Source organism: Lysinibacillus sp. UBA6686 (genome assembly GCF_002455205.1).
GTDB lineage: Bacteria > Bacillota > Bacilli > Bacillales_A > Planococcaceae > Lysinibacillus > Lysinibacillus pakistanensis.
Genome location: NZ_DKJS01000041.1, coordinates 30,677 through 52,067 on the forward strand (window position 1 = coordinate 30,677; position 21,391 = coordinate 52,067).

General features: G+C 37.0%; 21 protein-coding genes. 13 read left to right on the forward strand and 8 right to left on the reverse strand.

The window, feature by feature from the left end:
* Window positions 1-313 precede the first annotated feature (313 nt).
* The 3 genes from B2R82_RS10340 to B2R82_RS10350 form a co-directional block, all read right to left on the reverse strand.
* Window positions 314-568, reverse strand: a complete 255-nt coding sequence (locus tag B2R82_RS10340) for a hypothetical protein (RefSeq protein WP_286924770.1) — start codon at window positions 566-568, stop codon at window positions 314-316.
* A 68-nt stretch (window positions 569-636) separates the two neighbouring features.
* On the reverse strand, window positions 637-2,331 hold the full coding sequence (locus tag B2R82_RS10345; protein ID WP_286924772.1) for a methyl-accepting chemotaxis protein: 1,695 nt from the start codon (window positions 2,329-2,331) through the stop codon (window positions 637-639).
* 270 nt (window positions 2,332-2,601) lie between these two features.
* On the reverse strand, window positions 2,602-3,603 hold the full coding sequence (locus tag B2R82_RS10350) for a M23 family metallopeptidase (protein WP_286924773.1): 1,002 nt from the start codon (window positions 3,601-3,603) through the stop codon (window positions 2,602-2,604).
* 241 nt (window positions 3,604-3,844) lie between these two features.
* Between B2R82_RS10350 and B2R82_RS10355 the strand changes: the two genes are divergently transcribed.
* The 3 genes from B2R82_RS10355 (at window position 3,845) to B2R82_RS10365 (ending at window position 8,512) form a co-directional block, all read left to right on the forward strand.
* A complete protein-coding gene (locus B2R82_RS10355; protein WP_376781211.1) occupies window positions 3,845-5,740 on the forward strand; it encodes a PrkA family serine protein kinase in 1,896 nt (631 codons plus the stop codon).
* 164 nt (window positions 5,741-5,904) lie between these two features.
* Entirely contained in the window at window positions 5,905-7,062 is a 1,158-nt protein-coding gene (gene yhbH / locus B2R82_RS10360) for a sporulation protein YhbH (protein ID WP_286924775.1), read from the forward strand.
* A 46-nt stretch (window positions 7,063-7,108) separates the two neighbouring features.
* Window positions 7,109-8,512: a SpoVR family protein gene (locus B2R82_RS10365; RefSeq protein ID WP_286924776.1), complete on the forward strand. Its 1,404-nt coding sequence runs from the start codon at window positions 7,109-7,111 to the stop codon at window positions 8,510-8,512.
* Window positions 8,513-8,860: 348 nt separating this feature from the next.
* Here B2R82_RS10365 and B2R82_RS10370 read toward each other — a convergent pair whose 3' ends face one another.
* Complete coding sequence (locus B2R82_RS10370; RefSeq protein WP_283869664.1) at window positions 8,861-9,226, reverse strand: hypothetical protein; 366 nt, start codon at window positions 9,224-9,226, stop codon at window positions 8,861-8,863.
* Between the two features lie 191 nt (window positions 9,227-9,417).
* On the opposite strand from B2R82_RS10370, the gene B2R82_RS10375 reads away from it, so the two are divergent.
* Window positions 9,418-10,296: a radical SAM/SPASM domain-containing protein gene (locus B2R82_RS10375; protein WP_286924777.1), complete on the forward strand. Its 879-nt coding sequence runs from the start codon at window positions 9,418-9,420 to the stop codon at window positions 10,294-10,296.
* 162 nt (window positions 10,297-10,458) lie between these two features.
* On the opposite strand, the gene B2R82_RS10380 is transcribed toward B2R82_RS10375, so the two are convergent.
* Window positions 10,459-10,848: a helix-turn-helix domain-containing protein gene (locus tag B2R82_RS10380; protein WP_286924778.1), complete on the reverse strand. Its 390-nt coding sequence runs from the start codon at window positions 10,846-10,848 to the stop codon at window positions 10,459-10,461.
* A 178-nt stretch (window positions 10,849-11,026) separates the two neighbouring features.
* Here B2R82_RS10380 and B2R82_RS10385 point away from each other — a divergent pair, with 178 nt between their 5' ends.
* Entirely contained in the window at window positions 11,027-11,707 is a 681-nt protein-coding gene (locus B2R82_RS10385) for a restriction endonuclease subunit S (protein WP_286924779.1), read from the forward strand.
* Between the two features lie 48 nt (window positions 11,708-11,755).
* Here B2R82_RS10385 and B2R82_RS10390 read toward each other — a convergent pair whose 3' ends face one another.
* On the reverse strand, window positions 11,756-13,429 hold the full coding sequence (locus tag B2R82_RS10390; protein WP_286924780.1) for a ribonuclease J: 1,674 nt from the start codon (window positions 13,427-13,429) through the stop codon (window positions 11,756-11,758).
* 165 nt (window positions 13,430-13,594) lie between these two features.
* Between B2R82_RS10390 and B2R82_RS10395 the strand changes: the two genes are divergently transcribed.
* Entirely contained in the window at window positions 13,595-14,362 is a 768-nt protein-coding gene (locus tag B2R82_RS10395; protein WP_376781210.1) for a DUF2935 domain-containing protein, read from the forward strand.
* 53 nt (window positions 14,363-14,415) lie between these two features.
* Here B2R82_RS10395 and B2R82_RS10400 read toward each other — a convergent pair whose 3' ends face one another.
* Entirely contained in the window at window positions 14,416-14,910 is a 495-nt protein-coding gene (locus B2R82_RS10400) for a L,D-transpeptidase family protein (protein WP_286924782.1), read from the reverse strand.
* Window positions 14,911-15,029: 119 nt separating this feature from the next.
* On the opposite strand from B2R82_RS10400, the gene B2R82_RS10405 reads away from it, so the two are divergent.
* From B2R82_RS10405 to B2R82_RS10430, 6 genes are all read left to right on the forward strand, one after another.
* Complete coding sequence (locus B2R82_RS10405) at window positions 15,030-15,263, forward strand: hypothetical protein (RefSeq protein ID WP_286924783.1); 234 nt, start codon at window positions 15,030-15,032, stop codon at window positions 15,261-15,263.
* 43 nt (window positions 15,264-15,306) lie between these two features.
* Entirely contained in the window at window positions 15,307-15,516 is a 210-nt protein-coding gene (locus tag B2R82_RS10410) for a hypothetical protein (RefSeq protein ID WP_286924784.1), read from the forward strand.
* Between the two features lie 15 nt (window positions 15,517-15,531).
* On the forward strand, window positions 15,532-15,729 hold the full coding sequence (locus tag B2R82_RS10415; protein ID WP_286924785.1) for a gamma-type small acid-soluble spore protein: 198 nt from the start codon (window positions 15,532-15,534) through the stop codon (window positions 15,727-15,729).
* A 73-nt stretch (window positions 15,730-15,802) separates the two neighbouring features.
* On the forward strand, window positions 15,803-15,988 hold the full coding sequence (locus B2R82_RS10420) for a cysteine-rich CWC family protein (protein WP_286924786.1): 186 nt from the start codon (window positions 15,803-15,805) through the stop codon (window positions 15,986-15,988).
* Window positions 15,989-16,160: 172 nt separating this feature from the next.
* Entirely contained in the window at window positions 16,161-16,742 is a 582-nt protein-coding gene (locus B2R82_RS10425) for a DUF305 domain-containing protein (RefSeq protein WP_286924787.1), read from the forward strand.
* 317 nt (window positions 16,743-17,059) lie between these two features.
* Window positions 17,060-18,811, forward strand: a complete 1,752-nt coding sequence (locus tag B2R82_RS10430) for a protoglobin domain-containing protein (protein WP_286924788.1) — start codon at window positions 17,060-17,062, stop codon at window positions 18,809-18,811.
* Window positions 18,812-18,852: 41 nt separating this feature from the next.
* On the opposite strand, the gene B2R82_RS10435 is transcribed toward B2R82_RS10430, so the two are convergent.
* A complete protein-coding gene (locus B2R82_RS10435; RefSeq protein WP_286924789.1) occupies window positions 18,853-19,467 on the reverse strand; it encodes a metallophosphoesterase family protein in 615 nt (204 codons plus the stop codon).
* Between the two features lie 247 nt (window positions 19,468-19,714).
* Between B2R82_RS10435 and B2R82_RS10440 the strand changes: the two genes are divergently transcribed.
* The gene (locus B2R82_RS10440; RefSeq protein ID WP_286924790.1) at window positions 19,715-21,211 is read left to right on the forward strand and encodes a class I adenylate-forming enzyme family protein; all 1,497 of its coding nucleotides are present in this window, start codon (window positions 19,715-19,717) and stop codon (window positions 21,209-21,211) included.
* Window positions 21,212-21,391 lie beyond the last annotated feature (180 nt).

The following is a 21,391-nucleotide window of genomic DNA, read 5'->3' on the forward strand; positions in this document are numbered from 1 at the left end:
AAGAACTTGCTCAGGTGTCCCCCAAAACTGCTCGGGTATGGAAAGAACTTGCTCAGGTGTCCCCAAAACTGTTCGGGTATGACAAGAACTTGCTCAGGTGTCCTCAGGAACTGCTCGGGTATGGCAAGAACTTGCTCAGGTAGCTCCCAAAACTGCTCGGGCAGCGCAAGAACTTGCTCAGGTGGTTCCCAGAACTGCTCGGGTATGGCAAGAACTTGCTCAGGTGTCCCTCAAAACTGCTCGGGTAGGGGAAAAACTTGTTCAGGTGATTCCCAAATTGCTCGGGTAAGGCAAGAACTTGCTCAGGTGTCCCTCAAAACTGCTCGGGTATGGCAAGAACTTGCTCAGGTGGTTCCCAAAACTGCTCGGGTATGGCAAGAACTTGCTCAGGTGTCCCCCAAAACTGCTCGGGTAGGGGAAAAACTTGCTCAGGTGGTTCCCAAAACTGCTCGGGTATGGCAAGAACTTGCTCAGGTAGCTCCCAAAACTGCTCAGGCAGCGCAAGAACTTGCTCAGGTAGCCCCAGGAACAGCTCGGTCAAGGCAAGAACTTGCTCAGGTTGCTCCACAAACTGCTCGGTCAGGGCAAGAAACGGCCAAGCAGTCCCAAAACAGTTATCGAAAAACGGCTGGATTTTTAGATTTTAAATTGTTGCAACTGACTGTTTAGCTCTTCGGACAAACCGGCGAGCTGGTTTGCGCTTCTTGAAATTTCATCCATAGTACTTGCGGTTTCCTCTATGGTTGCTGTTGTTTGCTCCACACCTGCCGCAGATTCTTGGGAAATCGAGGCCATTTCATCGACAGAGGTATTGACGGATTCAGAGTTTTGAGCTAGCTTATTTAAATTTTCCGATATGGCGTTAATATTGAGAATCATATCCTCAACTGCACCTGATATCTGTTCAAAGGTTTCATTTGTCTGATTTAATTGGGTTGAACCTTTTTTTACTTCCTCATAGCCTGATTGGAGTGCTGCTGTTACATTGCCAGTCTCTCCTTGGATGCGGTTAACGATTGTTGAAATATCTGTCACGGAGAATTGGACTTGTTCAGCCAGCTTACGCACCTCGTCGGCTACTACTGCGAAGCCCTTTCCATGTTCTCCTGCGCGAGCTGCTTCAATGGCAGCATTTAAAGCAAGCAGGTTTGTTTGATTTGAGATATCATCAATAACCGAAACTAGCTTGGAAATTTCCGCGGATTGCTCGTTTAAACTTTCCACTTTTCTTACTGAATTTAAAACAATTTCATTTATCGCGTTCATTTGATGTGTAGATTGGATCATTAAATTTTTACCTGTCGAAGTTAAGCTTTGAACATGGCCTGAATGCTTGTTCAATTCAATGCCCTCTTTTGTCATATCATGAATACGGTGTTGGAATGATGTCATTGTTTCCGCTAAATCACTTGCAGTAGATGCCTGTGTTTCAGTACCAGAGGCAAGCTCCTGCATTGTTACAGTTATTTGCTCTGTTCCCGTTTGGACCTCATTGGCAGATTGAGCAAGCTCCTCGCTACTTGCTGCTACAGTTTCTGAAACAGTATGAATCGAGCTAATTGTTTGCTTTAATTTTTTATTCATTTCATTTGCGGCCTGCATTAATTGACCTATTTCATCCCGTTGATCTATAAATAGTGGCTCATGGCGGAGATTTCCATTTGCTAATTCTCCCATACGCTCTGAAACAATCGAAATGGGCTTTGAAATTTTACTTGCAGTTATAATGGCAATAACAATGCCAGCAACCGTCAAGACAATACTAGCTATTGTGCCAATAGTTTTATTACTGGAACTTGTAGAGACAACTTCATTCCCTACGTTGGTAATAGATTCAGAACGATTATTGGCTAATTCCTCATAACCGATGCGAACTTCCGTTACAAGATCATTAATGGCTGTTAAATTTTGTAATGCTAATTCTTTATCACCTCTTTTATAGACATCAAATACTTGAGTATTTACACGATTACTCCATTCCCGTGCCATTGTTACTAGTTTTTCACGCTCTGGTGTATTTTCAAATTTTTCTACAATACTATTGCTTTCCTCTGCAATTTGCCGGTATTGATTGAACGTCTCTATGTATTTTTCATCGCCTGATACAACATAGCTTAAAGCCGATGATAATCGAACACTCATAGACATGGCTAAATTTTTACTGGCTGTCATAACAATTAAATCTTCGGTTACTAGACCCTTTGCCTGCTTCTCCATCTGAGTATTAGAAAGGTAAGTATAGGTTATGAAGCAAAAAACAAAAACTAACAATAGAAGAAATGCACCTAAAATCCTTGCTTTAAGTGTTTTAAACTGAAATATCCCTTTCATCTTTCCCATCCTTTTTCGTGTTTAATAATCCGCATAACATGCAAATTGTTATAGTACAAATATTATTTTATAACTAAATCAGTGTATAAATAAGTACTTTTAGTGGGAAAATTTAAAATAGTTTTTTAGTACAATAATAAATAGAGGAAAATTTAGTGAGTAGTGAAATGTATATGCTCCTAAAATATTCCTGAAAAAATTCACTGCTTGTTAAGTATTTCTACCTAAATAAAAAAAGCACTTGCTGCAAAAACATCAAGTGCTACTCAATTATTGTTTTGCCTTTGCCTTTTTGGCTAGTCGTTCCCATTGTAATAATGAAGGATATGGATCGAATGCCCATTCTGTGCGTCCATTGAATTTATAGATACCATAATGCAGATGGGGTGGGAATTTACCTGAAGTACCTTCCTTGCCATAGCCAGAGCTTCCTACATAACCAAGAACAGTGCCAGGCTCGACAATGTCACCTACTTCAATATCCTTATGATAGCTACCAAGATGGGCATAATAGTGATATGAATTATGATTATCGCGGATGCCTATTCGCCAGCCACCGAATTGATTCCAGCCTTTTATTTCCACCACTCCATATGAAGTAGAAACTACAGGAGTTCCATAACTAGCGAAAATATCTGTTCCTTCATGGATGCGTCGTCCACCCCAGCCTCTGTTATCTCCCCAAGTACCTCGATAACTGTAATCGTAATTTGTAGGAATTGGGAAGGTATGAGCATCGAGTTCGGTTGTTTTAAAATGTCTATACATAGTGGAGATGGTGAAGATTTGATTAACAGCTTCCTCACTTCCATAATAATCCCATAAAGCTAATTTAAAATCCTCATCAGTTGTTCCAAATTTGCTTAAAAAATTAGCCATGGAAAATATGACATCTGCATCGTCTGCTGGACTGGCAATACCATCACCATTACCATCGAGACCCATTCCTCCAAAATAGCTTATCGTTTCGGGAGAGGTATCCTCTTTTATAGGATTTAAAGCGCCTGACCAATATTCATCGGAAAATTGTATGGCGATAATACCATCTCTTTTTGGTATATCCTTACGAACGGATTGTAGATTACGCTCATATTGGTCAATGGCTGCTAAAAAATGCCAAGGAATGAGTAATTCACCAAATTGGACAAAATAGGTCATGCGTTGCTGTATAATTTCTTCTTCTGAGGGTTTATCATTTGCCAAAGCAATGGTGGGGCTAGTATAACTCCATAATAATATCCATGATAAAAGAAAAATAAAATGGCGATTCAATAATGGACCTCCTTTCTAACGTTAGAATAACCGAAATTTTTTTCTTCATTCAGTACTTTTTGTGGGAAAAGAAGTGAATTGCTGTAGTCCGTTACTAAAATAAACTAATATCGTGCAGCCAATAATTTCATGGGTAAATAGAACAATAAGAAGAAACTTTGGCAAAGAAAAAGTATTGGGTATCATAATGTCATTTACTTCATACTATGTTATAAATCAAGCCCTGAATGGAGGGAAGGCTATCAACATTTTAGATAAAGTGAAAAACTATCGCGAAGAAGAAAATCGGCTGAAGTGGGAAGGGACATTTGCAGATTATTTAAGCATCATTAAGGAAAGACCTGAAGTTGCACAAACAGCCCATTCACGCGTCTACAATATGATAAAAAGTGCTGGTGTAGAGGAACGCGATGGGCAAAAAATGTACAAATTTTTTGGGCAAGAAATTTTTGGGCTTGAAACAGCAATTGAAAGACTGGTGGAGGAATATTTCCATCCAGCAGCACGAAGATTAGATGTGAGGAAGCGTATTTTGTTATTAATGGGACCCGTAAGTGGAGGAAAATCAACAATCGTGACCTTGTTAAAACGCGGGCTTGAGCAATTTTCGCGAACAGATGAAGGCGCAGTTTATGCAATTAAGGGATGTCCAATGCATGAGGATCCACTACATTTGATTCCTCATCATTTGCGTAATGAATTTTTTGAGGAGTATGGCATAAGAATTGAGGGAAGCTTATCACCTTTAAATACGATGCGTCTTGAAAAGGAATACGATGGGCGTATTGAAAATGTGATGATTGAACGTATAACTTTTTCAGAAGACAAACGTGTAGGTATTGGTACATTTACACCATCAGATCCTAAATCACAGGATATTGCAGATTTAACAGGTAGTATTGATTTCTCCACAATTGGAGAGTTTGGTTCAGAATCGGACCCTCGAGCTTACCGCTTTGACGGGGAACTAAATAAGGCAAATAGAGGTATGATGGAATTTCAGGAAATGTTAAAGCTTGATGAGAAATTCTTATGGAATTTATTATCTTTAACACAGGAAGGGAATTTCAAAGCAGGTCGATTTGCATTAATTAGTGCTGATGAATTAATCGTAGCGCATACAAATGAAACGGAATATCGTTCATTTATTTCCAATAAAAAAAATGAGGCGCTACATTCCCGTATTATTGTTATGCCAATTCCGTATAACTTGAAAGTTAGCCAGGAAGAGCATATTTATGAAAAGATGATAAAAGAAAGTGATATGTCCCATGTGCATATTGCGCCACATGCATTAAAGGCCGCAGCAATCTTTTCGGTTCTCACAAGACTAGAAGTACCGAAAAAGCAAGGTGTGGATCTTATAAAAAAAATGCGCCTGTACGACGGAGAAAATGTGGAGGGATTTAATTCCGTTGACTTAGAGGAGCTTAAAAAAGAGTTCCCAAATGAAGGCATGAACGGTATTGATCCACGCTATATCATTAATCGTATTTCTTCGGCTATTATTCGCAAAGAGATACCATCTATTAATGCATTAGATGTCTTACGGGCACTGAAAGATGGATTGGATCAACATGCTTCCATTTCTCAAGAGGATCGCGAAAAATATATGAATTACATTGCGGTTGCTCGTCGTGAGTACGATGAAATTGCTAAAAATGAAGTACAAAAGGCCTTTGTCTATTCGTATGAGGAATCGGCAAAAACATTGATGAACAATTATCTTGATAATGTAGAGGCGTTTTGTAATAAAAATAAAATTTTAGATCCATTGACTGGGGAGGAAATGAATCCTGACGAAAAATTAATGCGCTCAATTGAAGAGCAAATTGGTATTTCAGAAAATGCAAAAAAAGCATTCCGTGAGGAAATATTAATTCGGATTTCTGCGTATGCTCGAAAGGGTAAGCGTTTTGATTACAATTCTCATGAAAGATTACGAGAGGCGATTCAGAAAAAATTATTTGCAGACTTAAAGGATGTCGTGAAAATTACAACATCTTCAAAAATGCCGGATGAATCACAGCTTAAGAAAATTAATGAGGTTGTTGCAAGATTAGTCGATGAGCATGGCTATAATACAGCATCTGCTAATGAATTGCTGCAATATGTAGGTAGTCTGCTAAATCGATAAGCAAGTTTGATAGGAGTAATAGGAGTGTCCCAATTTAAGGGCCACTCCTTTTATCTTCATACTAAAAAAAACGAACATAATTGATTTCTCGAAAAATGTTCAAGAAAGAGGATTTCTAGCATAGTATAGAAAAAGCGAATTTGAGCAGATGGGTGAGGATAAAAATGACTGAACACGAAAACAAACGCTTTGTCATCTCTCAGGAAAATTGGTCCCTCCATCGTAAAGGGCACCAGGACCAGCAACGTCATATGGAAAAGGTAAAAGATGCAATCAAGAATAATTTGCCTGATTTAGTTAGTGAGGAAAGTATAGTCATGTCCAATGGCCGTGATGTTATAAAAATTCCTATCCGTTCACTGGATGAATATAAAATTCGGTATAACTATGATAATTCAAAGCATGTTGGGCAAGGACAAGGAGACAGTAATGTAGGGGATGTAGTTGCTCGCGAGCCAGGCAGAGGCAATCAAGCTGCTGGTAAAGGGAAGGAAGCTGGTGATAAGCCAGGTCAAGACTATTATGAGGCTGAGGTAAGCATTGAAGAGGTCCAAAAAGTCTTATTTAATGAGCTAGAGCTACCTAATCTACAACAAAAAGAAAAAGCAGATATTAAAACTGAAAAAATCGAATTTAACGATATTCGGAAAAAAGGTCTTATGGGAAATGTTGATAAAAAACGCACAATTCTAAATGCACTTAAGCGCAATGCGATGCAAGGAAAACCAGAAATAACGCCAATTCATAATGATGATTTACGTTTTAAAACATGGGATGAGGTTGAGAAGCCCGAATCCAAGGCAGTTGTCCTGGCGATGATGGATACGAGTGGATCGATGGGTTCCTTTGAAAAATATTGTGCGAGAAGCTTCTTCTTCTGGATGACGAAATTTCTACGTTCTAAGTATGAAACAGTGGAAATTGAGTTTATTGCCCATCATACAGAGGCAAAAGTGGTTACGGAGGAAGAATTTTTCACAAAGGGAGAAAGTGGTGGCACTATATGTTCGTCAGCCTATATAAAAGCGCTGGAGCTAATTCGAGAAAAGTATAACCCTACTCGCTACAATATTTATCCAGTGCATTTTTCAGATGGTGAGAACATTTCAATGGATAATGAAAAATGCTTGAAGCTGGTTAACGAGTTAATGGAAGTTTCGAGTATGTTTGGATATGGTGAAGTGAATCAGCATAATCGTTTTTCTACACTAATGTACACCTACAAAAAGATAGATGATCCGAAATTTAGGTATCATATTTTGAAAAAGAAAGGCGATGTGTATGATGCCTTAAAGAGCTTTTTCAAAAAAGATGAGGAATAAATCAAAAAGTTTCAAGCCTATATGTTCAAAGGAGGGGGCAGAAAAAATGGAGATGAATGAGCTGCATCGAGCGATTGATGAAATTACCGAAATTGCCTCAGGCTTTGGCTTAGATTTTTTTCCAATGCGTTATGAAATTTGTCCAGCAGATATAATCTATACCTTCGGCGCATATGGTATGCCTACACGGTTTTCACATTGGAGCTTTGGGAAACAGTTTCATAAAATGAAGCTCCAATATGATTTAGGACTAAGTCAAATATATGAGCTAGTGATTAATTCGAATCCATGCTATGCATTTTTGCTTGATACAAATACCTTAACACAGAATAAACTAATTATTGCTCATGTGTTGGCACATTGTGATTTCTTTAAAAATAATGTACGCTTCTCTAATACTAGAAGAGATATGGTGGAGAGTATGACGGCCACAGCTGAACGGATTGCTGGCTATGAAAGAGACTATGGCAAGGATGAGGTTGAAAAGTTCTTGGATGCAGTTTTAGCAATTCAGGAGCATATCGATCCATCTATTTTACGTCCAAAGCTATCCTGGGATACAGAGGAAGAATTTGAAGAGGAAATTATCCCCACAAAATCACCTTATGATGATTTGTGGAATTTAGACAATAAGGAAAAACAATCAAGTCCAATTCGTCGGAAAATAAAGCAATTTCCGCCAAAGCCGGAAAAGGATCTATTATTATTTTTAGAGGAGCATAGCCGTGAGCTAGAAAATTGGCAGCGAGATGTGTTGACGATGATGCGAGAAGAGATGCTCTATTTCTGGCCACAGTTAGAAACAAAAATTATGAATGAGGGCTGGGCTTCCTATTGGCATCAGCGCATTATGCGAGAGCTTAAACTCACAACAGCGGAAACAATCGAATATGCAAAATTAAATGCGGGCGTAGTGCAGCCCTCAAAGACGTCTATAAATCCTTATTATCTAGGTGTGAAAATATTTGAGGATATTGAAAATCGTTATAATCATCCAACAGAAGATATGAAAAAGCTAGGTATTCAACCGCATTCAGGTAGGGAGAAAATGTTTGAGGTAAGGGAGATAGAATCCGATATTTCCTTTATTCGCAACTATTTAACAAAGGATTTAGCAAAACAAGAGGATCTCTATTTGTTCCAGAAAAAGGGGAATGAATACCGTATTACAGATAAGGAATATGAGATGGTAAGGGATCAGCTCGTTTCTATGCGTGTTAATGGAGGATTTCCTTATATTGTCGTCAAAAATGGAGATTATCTTCGAAATGGGGAGCTTTATTTAGTACATGGCTATGAGGGAATGGAGCTAGATCCACACTATTTAGAAAATGTCCTACCGTATATTTACCAGCTTTGGGGCCGCCCTGTACATTTAGAAACATATGTTGAAGGTAAGCCAGTATTATATTCATATGATGGCACAAAGAATTATAAACGAAATGTATGAGCAGGCTCTTTCAAACCAAAAGCTTCTATTTGTTGGAATACTACAAATAGAAGCTTTTATAGTGTTGAAAAACTAAATGGTCAAAGGTCTCTTTGTGAATATTTAGTCAAAATGAAGGTGATTTCCGTTCCAGGCTTCGGCAAATGTTTTCTGTAGCGAAAGCAAAGCGACAGCCACAAACCACTCAAGCGTAACGGAGATTAACCCGTCGTTTTGAAAAAGGGATATACTTTTTAATTTGTCACCTTGATTTCATTGACATAATAGTATTTCAACAACATGAAAGCTTCTATTTGTTGGAATACTACAAATAGAAGCTTTTATTGTTCAGTATATTAAAGCTTATACTTATTCATTCTCCTCTTCATTACTTTCACTATGGTTAGAGGATGAATGGATATCGCTGTCAATTACGAGACTATCCCTTACTTTTATTCCTTGTTGTCCTCCAGCTTCATCATTATCATTCCCAGCTATACCGCTGCGACCATTTCCATCGGCGAATTGAGAGTTTACGTTTCTAGTGCTGCCGTTAATTGCATTTTGACCGCCTTGGTTGGCATTAGTACCTACATCCTTATTGATTTGCCCACCACCCTCAGCCCTTTGTTCAAAATGGATATCCGTATTCCCGATGTTAAAAGTAAAATTGATGGTAATATGATTTTTGGCTGGATCCTTTGAGTGTTCATTATCACGTTTATGATCAGACATAGTTTTCACTCCCTTCATTTTAGTATCATTATTAAGATATTAATATTTTTCGAACTTACTTGTATAGGTAGCCATATAATGAATAAATAATACAGAGTATAAGACAATACTGAAAGCTGCCCCTTATCATATAAAGTTTGTTAAAATAAATAGGATTTGAATATTTAAAGAACTGGAACGGTGAATCAACTTTGAGAACATTTAAAAAGGTTTATATAGAGATAACAAGTGTCTGTAACTTAGCCTGTAGTTTTTGTCCGCCAACTGCCCGTGCAAAGGGTCTGATAAAAGTAGAACAATTTAATCACATACTGGATGAAATACGTCCGCACACAAAATATATTTATTTGCATGTAAAGGGAGAGCCACTGTTACATCCCCGAATTGACCAGCTGCTTGATGCTGCACATGCAAAAGGTTTTAAAGTAAATATTACAACAAATGGGACGCTGATTAAAAAGAATCGTGAAAAGCTACTAGGAAAACCAGCCTTACGTCAAATCAATTTCTCTTTACATAGCTTTGATGGACATGAGGGATCAGAAAATCGGGAAAAATATTTAGGAGATATATTGGATTTTGTTCGTGCTGCGCGAGAATACAATACAATTATTTCCTACCGTTTATGGAATTTACAAAAAGACCATGTCTCTGATATTGCTGCTCGTAGAAACCGTGAAACATTGGAAGTTCTAGAAAATGAATACCATCTAGACTATCACATAGAAGAAAAAGTGCAGCCTGGTAAAGGTGTAAAAATTGCTCCTAATATTTATTTGAATCAGGATCATGAATTTAGATGGCCAAGCTTACTTGCCCCTGAGGATGAAGGCAAGGGTTTTTGCCATGCACTTCGAAGCCAGGCAGCTATTTTAGTGGATGGTACGGTTGTGCCATGCTGTCTAGATGGTGAGGGTGTCATTAATTTAGGAAATGTGCATGATAAATCCTTTGGTGAAATTGTGGAAGGAGAGCGTGCAAATAATATTGTGGATGGTTTTTCACGGAGAGAAGCGGTGGAGGAGCTTTGTAGAAAATGCGGATACCGCCAAAAATTCGGTATGGAATAAAAACTTCAATATGATTCCCATTCAGGGCCCAGTGTTTGTTTTGTCGAATGTATAAGGAAATCTGTGTTTTGAAATTTATTTATGCTAGATAGAGGGCTTTGGTACTTAATAGAAAATTCATCATTGCTTAATTTGTCATTTTATCGCAAAACAGCCCCAATGTTATTGACCATTGGAGCTGTTTTTCTTTGATTGTGAATCAATCGTATCTAAAAAATCCTTCGTAATGCGTACTACGTATTTTACTTCGTCTAAATTACGCTCCCTTAATAATGAACGATGGATATCAAGCATGAGGTTCTTTTCTTCAATATCAGTAACGCCAGATAATTTTTGGAAATTAAAAAGCTCCTCAGGGGCAATATCTAACGCTTTCATTAGTGTTTCTAGAGTACTCAATGTAATATTTGATTGCCCATGTTCAATATTTGAAACTCTACCTTTGCTAAAACCTAATTTTCCCGTTCTTTCTGCCACTTCTTCCTGACTAAGTCCCTTGGACACTCTGATAATACGGAGTTGTTCACCTACTAGCTTTAAAAAGTCTGACATATGAATCACCTCTATGTAAAAAGCTAGTGAAAAACCTTAAAAATGCATATACTATTATATTGGTATAATAGAGATTATGTTTCATTAAAATGGTACAATTGATAAAAGGAAGCTCTTATTAAGGCAAGTGGCATGTGAAAAATGAGTTTCCATGTATGTTAGATTGGAGGATTCAAGCATGGTTAAATGTTATCGATTAGATGAGGTAGCTATAATAGAGACTGGCGAAATAGTACCGAAGAAAAAATATTTCTCAAAAAGAGGATCTCCCTTCATTTCAGCAAAATTCTTAAAGCAGCTAATACTAAATGGTAAAATTGCTGAATTACCGAAAATTGATCGTACATATGAAAAATATTTTAAGTGTACAACAGTCCCCGCGAAAACTATCATACTTACGAAAACTAACTTAAATGCTACCAATAAGCAAGTGTATCAGTGTGAAGAAGAAGTATGGATTGCCAAGGATCTCATAGCGATTATTCCAGATGAATCGATTATTTTAAGCGATTATTTATACCATTTTTTGAACTGGTATCGTGTAAATAAAGAATGGTACCATCTACATCAAATTTCCCTTAAAATTCCGAATGTCGAGATTCAATATAGTATGGTACAAATTTTAAATAAAGTGCAGCATTTAATAAACAATAAAGACTTTTTATTGACCCAAATAGATGGGTTACCACAGTATTTCCACCATTTCTCCGTACCGATAGAAGGGCACGCCAAAAATGTATGTCATGGGTTTAATCAGGTTCAGCACCTTTACAATCTTTTGCTATATAGAATTTTTAAGGGCGAATTAGTCAAGGACATACAGGAGACAGACTTTTTTAAAACATTCAGCATTCAGTAGCATAAATAAGTGGTGCGAGCGAGAGAAGTTGAACCCTCGCACCGACTTTTATATATCAATAATAATAGGCAGTATCATTGGTTTTCTTTTTGTTTGTGTAAAAAGATATTGACCAATAGCGCGTTTAATTTCTCTTTTTAAGACATGAATTTGCTGTCTACCTTCCTCTTGTAGCTCATTGACTGTTTCTTTTACAAGAAAATTAACTTTTGTTAAAAGTTCCTCAAAATCTTTTGCATAAACAAAACCTCGTGAAATTGTATCTGGCTCTGAAATAAATGTTCCATCAGCCTTACTAAGTGTTAAAACGATGACTAGCATTCCATCCTCGGAAAGCTGTTTACGATCACGCAGGACAATGCCTTCTACCTCACCGATACCAATGCCATCTACATATGTGTCTCCGGACGGAATTTTTCGGGTTTGTCTAGCCTTTGCATCTTCAATATCAACAACATCCCCGTTCTTCATAATAAAGGTATGTCCTCTTTTGACACCAACAGATTCTGCTAGCAAGCGATGCTGGTGTAACATTCGGAACTCCCCATGAATGGGAATGAAAAATTTAGGCTTCATTAAAGTGAGCATTAGTTTTAAATCCTCCTGATAGCCATGTCCTGAAACATGCATACCTGTATGGCTGGAGGAGCCATAAATAACCTTTGCGCCAAGCTGAAATAAATTATCGACAATGCGTGATACACCCTTCTCATTTCCTGGAATAGGGGATGAGGCTAAAATTACTGTGTCATCAGGTAATATTTTTACCTCACGATGACTACCACTTGCTAGCCGTGATAGAGCTGCTAATGGCTCCCCCTGACTACCAGTACATAGTACGACTACTTCCTCAGGTGAGTGATATTTTACTTCACGAGCATCGATTAACATATCCTCTGGAATGTTTAAATACCCCCGCTCAAGTGCTACATCCACCACATTTACCATGCTACGACCTAGCAATGCAAGCTTTCTATCTGTAGCGATAGTGGCATTGACAATTTGTTGAATACGATTCACATTTGAGGCAAATGTAGAAATAATAATTTTACGCTCGGCATGTAAAAATGCTTCTTCAATATGATCACCGACAAGCTTTTCTGATGGTGTTAACCCCGGTCTTTCGGCATTGGTACTTTCAGAGATTAGAGCCAATACGCCATTTGTGCCGATTTCAGCCATCTTATGAATATCTGCAAACTGATTATTAACAGGCGTTAAATCAAATTTAAAATCCCCAGTGTGTACTACATTTCCCTCAGGAGTATGGAAAACGATTCCTAAACAATCAGGTATACTATGATTTGTTCGGAAGAAACTAACATCAACTTGTCCAAAGTTTAATAATGAATCAGAATGGATTTCTATTAAATCGGTTTCTCGTAAAAGCTTATGCTCTTTTAGTTTTAATTCGATTAATCCAAGCGTAAATCGTGTGGCATAAATAGGAACATTCAACTTTTTTAAAAGGTAAGGAATTCCTCCAATATGATCCTCATGCCCATGTGTCACAATCAATGCTTTAATTTTTTCTTTGTGTTCCTGTAAATACGTAATATCAGGGATGATTAAATCAATTCCCAGCAAGCTTTCGTCTGGAAACTTTGCACCACAGTCAATGATTAGCATTTCGTTTCCATACTGTACTACATACATATTTTTGCCAATTTCGTTAATGCCACCTAAAGCAAAAATAGATAATAAATTGTTTTTTGTGGACAAGTGTATCCCTCCAATTCTTTTTGTTGCTTCAGCATTATGTAGTATAGCTATAAGCGTTTCATCCTATACGAAAAGACAATTAGAGGGATTAACTTTCATCCAATCATTAATATTAGATTTTTAAGAAGAATAGAATAGAGCAACGAACAGAATAAAGGAGATGTAATGTTGTCGAATTACTTACAGCATGCAGTATTTGAGCATCGGTTTTGGCTGAGAATACTAAAAGATCATTCTCAATTCATTCATGATTCATTATATCCATCAGAAACAGAGGAAATTAAAAAGGCGAGTTCATTTATCCAACAATTTACACAACTGCTTGCTTATGTGAATTCAATAGATGCCAATAATGCGGTATCCTTTTCAGTTACTGTTGATGAAGCAGTAGAGCAACTAAAGCAATTTAAATTTCATATCCTCAGAAAGCAATTAGTAGGAAATATTAATATTCATCTACCACCAACCTTTATAAATCATATGGTCAATGAATTAGAGGAATATCAAATTGTACTAAGCTATCTTAAGAAAGGAGAAGTTCCACCTATTTTTCATGAACTGCATCATCATTTACTCTGGCTTTTAGATGCATCAGGACATGCAGGAGCCATTCATGATGATTTGGACGGGGTGGAACAAAGGCTGAAGCAAAAAAGTCATGAATTTACACAGCATTTTGATCAATTTTATTTAAAAGCAGTAGAGCTTACTGGTTATTTACGTTCTAATATAGAAACATTCCCCGCATTAAACCGCTTTAATAAAGAAGTAGAGCTAGAAATGACTTTATTTAAAACTTTTTTACGTGAGTTAGAGGAAATGGAATTAAGTGCAGAAGTATTAGGAACGTTTACAGCACTTATGGCCGACCATATGCTGAGAGAGGAGCAATATTATTTATCGAAGCTAACTCAATCTAGAGAGGTAGAATAACTAGGGCAAGAGGCTATCTGACTACGGAAAGAAGAGATGGCCTTTTAAAATTTTTAAGGATGAATAAATACACTCGTACCGATTGGAATAATGCTCGCTAGCTCCTCAACATCTTGATTATGCATGCGAATACAGCCATGTGATACGGCATGCCCGATAGAGCTAGGGTCGTTTGTTCCATGAATACCATAATGATCCTTAGAAAGACTCATCCACATTGTGCCGAAGGGACCACCAGGGTTTGGAGCTTTATTTATGATAATAAAATTACCTTCTGGCGTAACATGTAGCATTCTACCAACCGCAATGGGATACTGTTTTTGCAGAACATCATTTTTATATAATCGAAGCCAGCGATTATCTGTTGATATTTCAATTTTATAGGGAATTGTATTGGCACTAGGAATTCCGGGGATGATTATTTGTTGTCCTATATAAAGTGCATATGGATTGATTCCTGGATTGGCTGCAATGATAGACGAAAGGGTTGTACGATAATCTCTCGCTATTTGAGGCAATGTTTCTCCCGTTTTCACTGTATGGACCAATGCCATCACCTCCTCATGTTTTTCTATAAGATATGCTAACGGTATGAAAAAATCCAATAAAGAAGTACATATTGGGATATGATAAGCAGTAAATCCAGTAGTCAAGGAGCTATAGCCAAATGAAAGAGTATAAAATAACCTATTTCTTTGATGAAGTGCATTATGTAAGGAGGTTTATTCATATTGAGTCTCAGGAAAAGGCGGAGGCGTTGGTACGAAGTGAACGAGATCAATATATAACCTTTACAGATAGTAGGGGAATATATCATGAACTGCATACAAAGCATGTGAGAGTTATACAAATTTCTGAATATCATCGCGTTGATAAAAGTATAAAAATGAAAAACACATAATATACTCACCATTACACACATTAGTGTTAAAGGAGTGAGAATAATGGATAAAGACAATATACCACATGAAAAAAAGATGTTTATGCATTTAGCAAGTAAGGATAAGCCTGATATGGTTGATTCCGATAGGATTAGCATTTTTGATTTGCACGAAGATATGCAAACAGTAGACGCCATACCGATTGAAGAACTAAATAAAAGAGTGGGACGTGAAGGTGACGAACTAATTGAATTGCAACCAGATGAATTATAGGAGGTCATAGAAGCCATGAATAATCAAAATGAAGCCAAGTATACTGTTGCTGGTACCGATATTCATGATGTCAAAAGAAAAAATGCAGAGGCAGGCTTATCTTACAATGAGGCAAAAAGGATTTTGGCACAGAATGGTGGGCACGGTACAGCGAAGTATAGTGATACAGACGTTACAGAGGTAAAGCAACAGATTCAGGGAAAAAATCAATAAGCAGATCTAGAGGGGTATGTAGTACTCCTCTTTTGTTATTATGTAGAGTAATGATAAGGAGGTGATTTGCCCAATGACAGTTGAAGTAAACAATTGTCCATTATGTGGGAAAGAAAATCACTGCGGTATAGTCAATGGGCAAAAAGACTGTTGGTGCATGGCAGTGTATTTTCCTGAAGAAATCTTTCAAGCAGTACCACAGGAATTACGCAAATGTATTTGTCAAAAGTGCTTGGATACATATAAAAATACAAAATAGGTTTGGGCGTATTGGAGGGTGTAGCAAAAACATTTGGTGAGCCATACTATACTCCTGACACGCTAAAATAATAAAAGCACTTGTAAAAGGGAACTGATGATTATTCATTGGTACATTTGTCTACCGCACATCAACCTTTCAGGCATACATTACTCTGAAAGGAGTGTGTCTAATGGCTAAATCAATTGAACTCAGTAATGTTACAAAGGCATATTTAGAGGAATATCAACGAATCCTCGATAAAATGATGCAGGGTATGACCTATGTGACCATTACATGTAGTATCTCTGAAAATTTTATTAAACAAATTATCCCGCATCAAGTAGCTGCCATTAAGATGTCAGAAAATGTTTTACGCTATACGACAAATATACCTGTTCAAAATCTCGCATTAGAAATTATTAAAACAAGCACAGAGACGCTAGAATGCTTGGAAGCGATACAAAATAGATGCTGTATCGTCCAAAATTCGGAGTATGAATTGTATGAATATATGTGTGCCTACAAAGAAATTACCGAAGCAATGTTCCAGGCGATGTGTGCACCACCTGTCTCTAATAATATTAATATCAACTATCTAAGGGAAATGATTGTTCATCATCAGGGTGGGGTACGATTGGCACAGAATGTATTGAGATTCTGTATTTGCCAAGAATTAATACCTATTCTACGATGTATGATTGATACAATGTGCCAGCAGATTTGTGATATGGAAAAACTGCTAGATGCATTGCAGGATTGTGAGAATTGTTAACTTTATCGCAAATAATCTATCGAAAAAAACGCTAAGATCAAAAGATGATTTTGGCGTTTTTTGTTGAATATAAATAAATATAACAAAATGAAAATTGTCAATAAGGTGTACAAGAAAATAAGAAAGTGTAAAGAATTTATAGAGAATGTATGCTAGTTTTTGTATTATTGGTAAAATGTATATGCTAATTTTTCATTCATAATTATGGTAATTAATAATGGATGAAAAGAACCAAGTTATGGATAAGAATTGAAAAAATAGCTTAACGACTTATAGATTTGAATGCTTGTATTTAAAATTTAGGGGAGTGGACTACTATGTTCAAAAGGAAGAAAATTAATCTAGACTATGATTATTTTTCAGCTGAAAAAAATTCAGACATTGAGGCAAATGAGCGTTTTAAAGAAAAACTAGATTTCCTCGCATTATCTAGAATTAGAAGAGAATCAGTAAGCTTTTTAAGAAAAATTTACGAAAATAATAGGAAGGAAATATTGGATAATTTTTATGATCGTTTATTAGAAATTCCCGAATTTAATCATGTTATCAATACGCATTCAACTGTGGAGCGCTTAAAAGGCTTATTCGACTCTCATTTTATCAGCTTGTTTGATGATGAATTGGACTTAGACTATGTCTTTAAAAGACGGAAAATTGCTTATGTTCATGCACGGATTGGTGTTTTGCCAAACTGGATGATTTCTGCCTACACGCTTATAAATCAACTAATTATCCCGTTGATTGTGAAGGAATTATCCCGTGATCAGGATAAAATGCTGGATGTATTACTGTCTTATGATAGTTTAGTGACGATTGACCAGCAAATTATTCTTGAAACATACATTGAAATCCAAGGAGGCTCAGTTGTCAATGGCTTAGGCGAGATCATTACATATAATACACAATTAGACTCCATTAAAGAGCTTATTGAATTTCAAGAAACCCAACAAAAGGAAATCGTTGCGGTGGACAACTCCATGCATGATTTAGATGCGAGTATTGAGGAAATAGCAGCTTCAGTAGGGGATGTCTCCACTCATACAAAACAGGCTTTGGAAAAATTAAACGGAGATTTAGAGTCACTGCAACAAGTTTCTGCCATTTTACAGTCAACAGATGAAGGTCATAAGTCCATGCAAGACGATATTGCTCGCTTAGTTGATCGGGTTAACAGTGTAGCGAAGCTAATGGAGCTAATAAAAAGAATCGCCGACCAAACAAATTTATTGGCACTTAATGCTTCGATTGAGGCTGCACGTGCAGGTGAGGCTGGTAAAGGCTTTGCTGTAGTAGCTGAAGAGGTACGAAAGCTAGCAGATGATACAAGTACATCGGTAAAATCCATTCATACTGATATTCAGGAGCTATTACTTATTACAAATAATATTAACACCTTAACAAATCAATTCTCACAGGATTTACATCAGGGTGTTACAGATACACTGCAAATTTCACAAACACTTACAGAATTAAATAAAAATCTTCAGCAGCAGGGAATACGCTTTGAGGAAATTGCGACAACTACTAGAGCACAGGCAGAAGCATCATCAGAAATTTCAGAGCGCAATCGTAATATAACGGAGAGTATGCAAAAAAGTAAGGTGATTGTGTTTGATATGGGTTCTGCGATTTATAAGCTAAGTAAAATGATTGATGGCTATCGTTCATCTACTATTTCGAAAAACTTTATCATCAGCCAAGAGGATATTATTGAACTGGCAATTACAGACCATTTATTATGGCGCTGGAAAATTTATAATTTATTGCTAGGCTTTGAACAAATGACGGAGCAGGATGTTGGCTCCCCAAATGAATCTCGACTTGGAGAATGGTACTATGGTACAGGGAAAAAGTTGTTGAGTAATGAGCAGGCATACATTGCATTAGAGCGTCCATTTATCCATGTTCATGAATTAGCAAAAAGGGCGGTGCAAGAGTACAATCGAGGTAATAAAGCAGTGGCTGAAACTTACTTAACTGAAATTACTAATGAGTCTTATATAGTCATCGACAAACTTAAAGAGCTAAAGGACATTTTAATGAACGAGAAAAAACAATATATTCATTAATACAAAGGGGTCTTCCTATACGGGAGAGCCCTTTCTATTATCTAACACGATGATGAAGCACTTACATTTTCAAGTACAGATGCACACATAAATGTTACTGTTCGTTTTTCGCTGTCATAGAGACACCACTCACGATGATCAACAACAGAGCCAACATTGATGCCATATTGCTTATCCTGTAAAACGATAGGTTGACCAAAGCGAATTCGAATAGATAGTTTTTTATTGCCGTGATAAAGACCAGATTCATGGCTATGTCCAAAGAAAAGGAGTGATTTTTTAAATGAAGGGAATGTTGGCTGCCATGACACGCTCCATTTAAATTGATGTCCATGCATTAATACTGCCCCTTCAATTTCCATTGTTTCAGGTAGTTTTGTAAATCGTTCAATGCCCGTTACATGTGTAATGCGTTCCTCTTGGTTGCCACGAATCGAAGGAAATGTTAGTAAATTTTCAAAGTCATTATTGACAATGGCAGCTTTTTGAAGGGATAAACCAGATACTATTTGTGCCTTTTTCTTACTTACAGTACATTCATATAAGTCCCCTAAACCTATTATTCTGGCATCTTTGGCAGTTTCCTGGATATGGGCTAATACCGCCTTTGTATCTTCTATATTAGAATGTAAATCTCCTAAAAGTGCGTACTGCATTTTAACCAAGCCTTTCTTAAAAACATTGTATAAATATCATACACCTAACAGAAATTGATAGAAAAGTAAAATGTCTAAGTATATTTTGAAGCATGTTGTTCATATTTTCGAATAGGTAGAAAAATTGCCACATTTTTAATAGCCTGATAGAATGTAATCATAATTTTCTGAAAATTTTAGGGGGTGCCAAGGTCTATTAAGGTAGTATGTTTTTAAAGTTAAAAATAAAAAATTCAGGGGGCTTATAATGACAATGCTAATGACAGATATTTTACAAAACTATGCTGTGCAACAACCTGAAGGAATTGCAACGTTATATGATGGAAAAAGGCTAACCTATCAAGAATTTTTCAAATGTGCAGAAACCTTTGCAGCTTATTTACAAGAGCAGGGTTTTAAGAAAGATGATGTAATTGCCTTATACACATTGAATTCTGATTTATTTTTAATTGCGTATATCGGCGTTCAATTAGCGGGTTTTGTAGTTATGCCCATTAATACAAAATTAGCGGCTCCAGAAGTCGAATTTATTTTTAACCATTCAGAAGCAAAAGGACTCATTTATGATGAGCGATTAAGTGAAATACTAGGAGATATTCCATATTCCTTTTCACATGCTGTTGGGTTTAAGGAAATGGAAAAAATTTTAGAGAATTACACTGGACAGCTACGTTCTGTCAAATTGGTGAATGGTGATACTGCTGTTGTTATGTATACGTCGGGGACGACAGGTAAGCCAAAGGGAGTAATGCTAACACATCAAAATATTGTCTCAACGGCAGAGATATGGTCATCCTCAATGAATATGACGAAGGAAGACAGAATGTTTATTTGCACGCCTCTATTTCACTGTGCAGGACTTCATGTATTTGCAATGCCGATGTTTTATCAGGGTGGTACAGTTATCATTGAAGAAGCCTTTTCACCAGCAAATACATTAAAGCAACTTGCCACGACTGAGGCGACAATCTTTTTCGGTGTTCCGTCAATGTATACAATAATATTAAATACACCTAGCTTTATGGAACATACATTTAAGCGTTTACGTTTATTATGTTATGGGGCAGCTCCAATGCCATATGAGCTTGTGAAGCAAGTGAAAGAGGCATTTCCAAATGTCAAGGTACAAAATCTTTATGGTCAAACTGAAAATTCACCTGCAGCTACCTCTCTTTTAGATATGGACGCTTTAACAAAAATTGGATCAGTAGGAAAGCCATTGGCTCAAACAGAGGTACGTGTAGTAGATAGCTTTGGAGAGTCTGTTCCGGCGGGTGAGGTAGGAGAAATTTGTGTAAGAGGTCCACAGGTAATGAAAGGCTATCTTCGAAACGAGGAAGAAACAGCTAGGACGATTAGAGATGGCTGGCTTCTATCAGGGGATTTAGGCCGGTTTGACGAAGATGGCTATCTTTACATTGTTGATCGTAAAAAAGATATGATTATTCGTGGTGGTGAAAATATTTATCCAATTGAGGTAGAAGAGGTATTATATCAGTTACCAGAAATTTTAGAGGCAGCGGTTGTTGGACTACCACATGAGGTATATGGAGAAGTACCAAAGGCATTTGTTGTATTAAAGGAAGGCAAAGCTCTTGACGAGGAGTCCATATTGGTCTATTGCCGAAAGCAGCTTGCAAAATATAAAGTACCTTATGAGATTGAATTTTTAGCAGAGCTACCTCGTAATGCCTCAGGAAAAGTTTTAAAACATACTTTGCGGCCTAAGGTAAGTACGCATTAAATACTATGATTGTTAAAATGGACAAAGGAAATCTCTGTGTATGATGGTGCTTTAAAAACACTTAGCTATTGGAGCCTTTAGCTTTGGTTACCTTGTGTAGAAAAGCGAGTTGGTCACAGATTTCCTTGACCATTTTGACGTAGGTTCATTAAAGAAAGATAGAATAGGAACGACTATGAA

Excerpts from the sequence above, each read along its gene's own strand:
- B2R82_RS10345 (WP_286924772.1), bottom strand. The coding sequence starts at position 2,331 with ATGAAAGGGATATTTCAGTTTAAAACACTTAAAGCAAGGATTTTAGGT.
- yhbH (WP_286924775.1), top strand. The coding sequence starts at position 5,905 with ATGACTGAACACGAAAACAAACGCTTTGTCATCTCTCAGGAAAATTGG.
- B2R82_RS10365 (WP_286924776.1), top strand. The coding sequence starts at position 7,109 with ATGGAGATGAATGAGCTGCATCGAGCGATTGATGAAATTACCGAAATT.
- B2R82_RS10370 (WP_283869664.1), bottom strand. The coding sequence starts at position 9,226 with ATGTCTGATCATAAACGTGATAATGAACACTCAAAGGATCCAGCCAAA.
- B2R82_RS10380 (WP_286924778.1), bottom strand. The coding sequence starts at position 10,848 with ATGTCAGACTTTTTAAAGCTAGTAGGTGAACAACTCCGTATTATCAGA.
- B2R82_RS10385 (WP_286924779.1), top strand. The coding sequence starts at position 11,027 with ATGGTTAAATGTTATCGATTAGATGAGGTAGCTATAATAGAGACTGGC.
- B2R82_RS10395 (WP_376781210.1), top strand. The coding sequence starts at position 13,595 with ATGTTGTCGAATTACTTACAGCATGCAGTATTTGAGCATCGGTTTTGG.
- B2R82_RS10405 (WP_286924783.1), top strand. The coding sequence starts at position 15,030 with ATGAAAGAGTATAAAATAACCTATTTCTTTGATGAAGTGCATTATGTA.
- B2R82_RS10410 (WP_286924784.1), top strand. The coding sequence starts at position 15,307 with ATGGATAAAGACAATATACCACATGAAAAAAAGATGTTTATGCATTTA.
- B2R82_RS10415 (WP_286924785.1), top strand. The coding sequence starts at position 15,532 with ATGAATAATCAAAATGAAGCCAAGTATACTGTTGCTGGTACCGATATT.
- B2R82_RS10420 (WP_286924786.1), top strand. The coding sequence starts at position 15,803 with ATGACAGTTGAAGTAAACAATTGTCCATTATGTGGGAAAGAAAATCAC.
- B2R82_RS10425 (WP_286924787.1), top strand. The coding sequence starts at position 16,161 with ATGGCTAAATCAATTGAACTCAGTAATGTTACAAAGGCATATTTAGAG.
- B2R82_RS10430 (WP_286924788.1), top strand. The coding sequence starts at position 17,060 with ATGTTCAAAAGGAAGAAAATTAATCTAGACTATGATTATTTTTCAGCT.
- B2R82_RS10435 (WP_286924789.1), bottom strand. The coding sequence starts at position 19,467 with ATGCAGTACGCACTTTTAGGAGATTTACATTCTAATATAGAAGATACA.
- B2R82_RS10440 (WP_286924790.1), top strand. The coding sequence starts at position 19,715 with ATGACAATGCTAATGACAGATATTTTACAAAACTATGCTGTGCAACAA.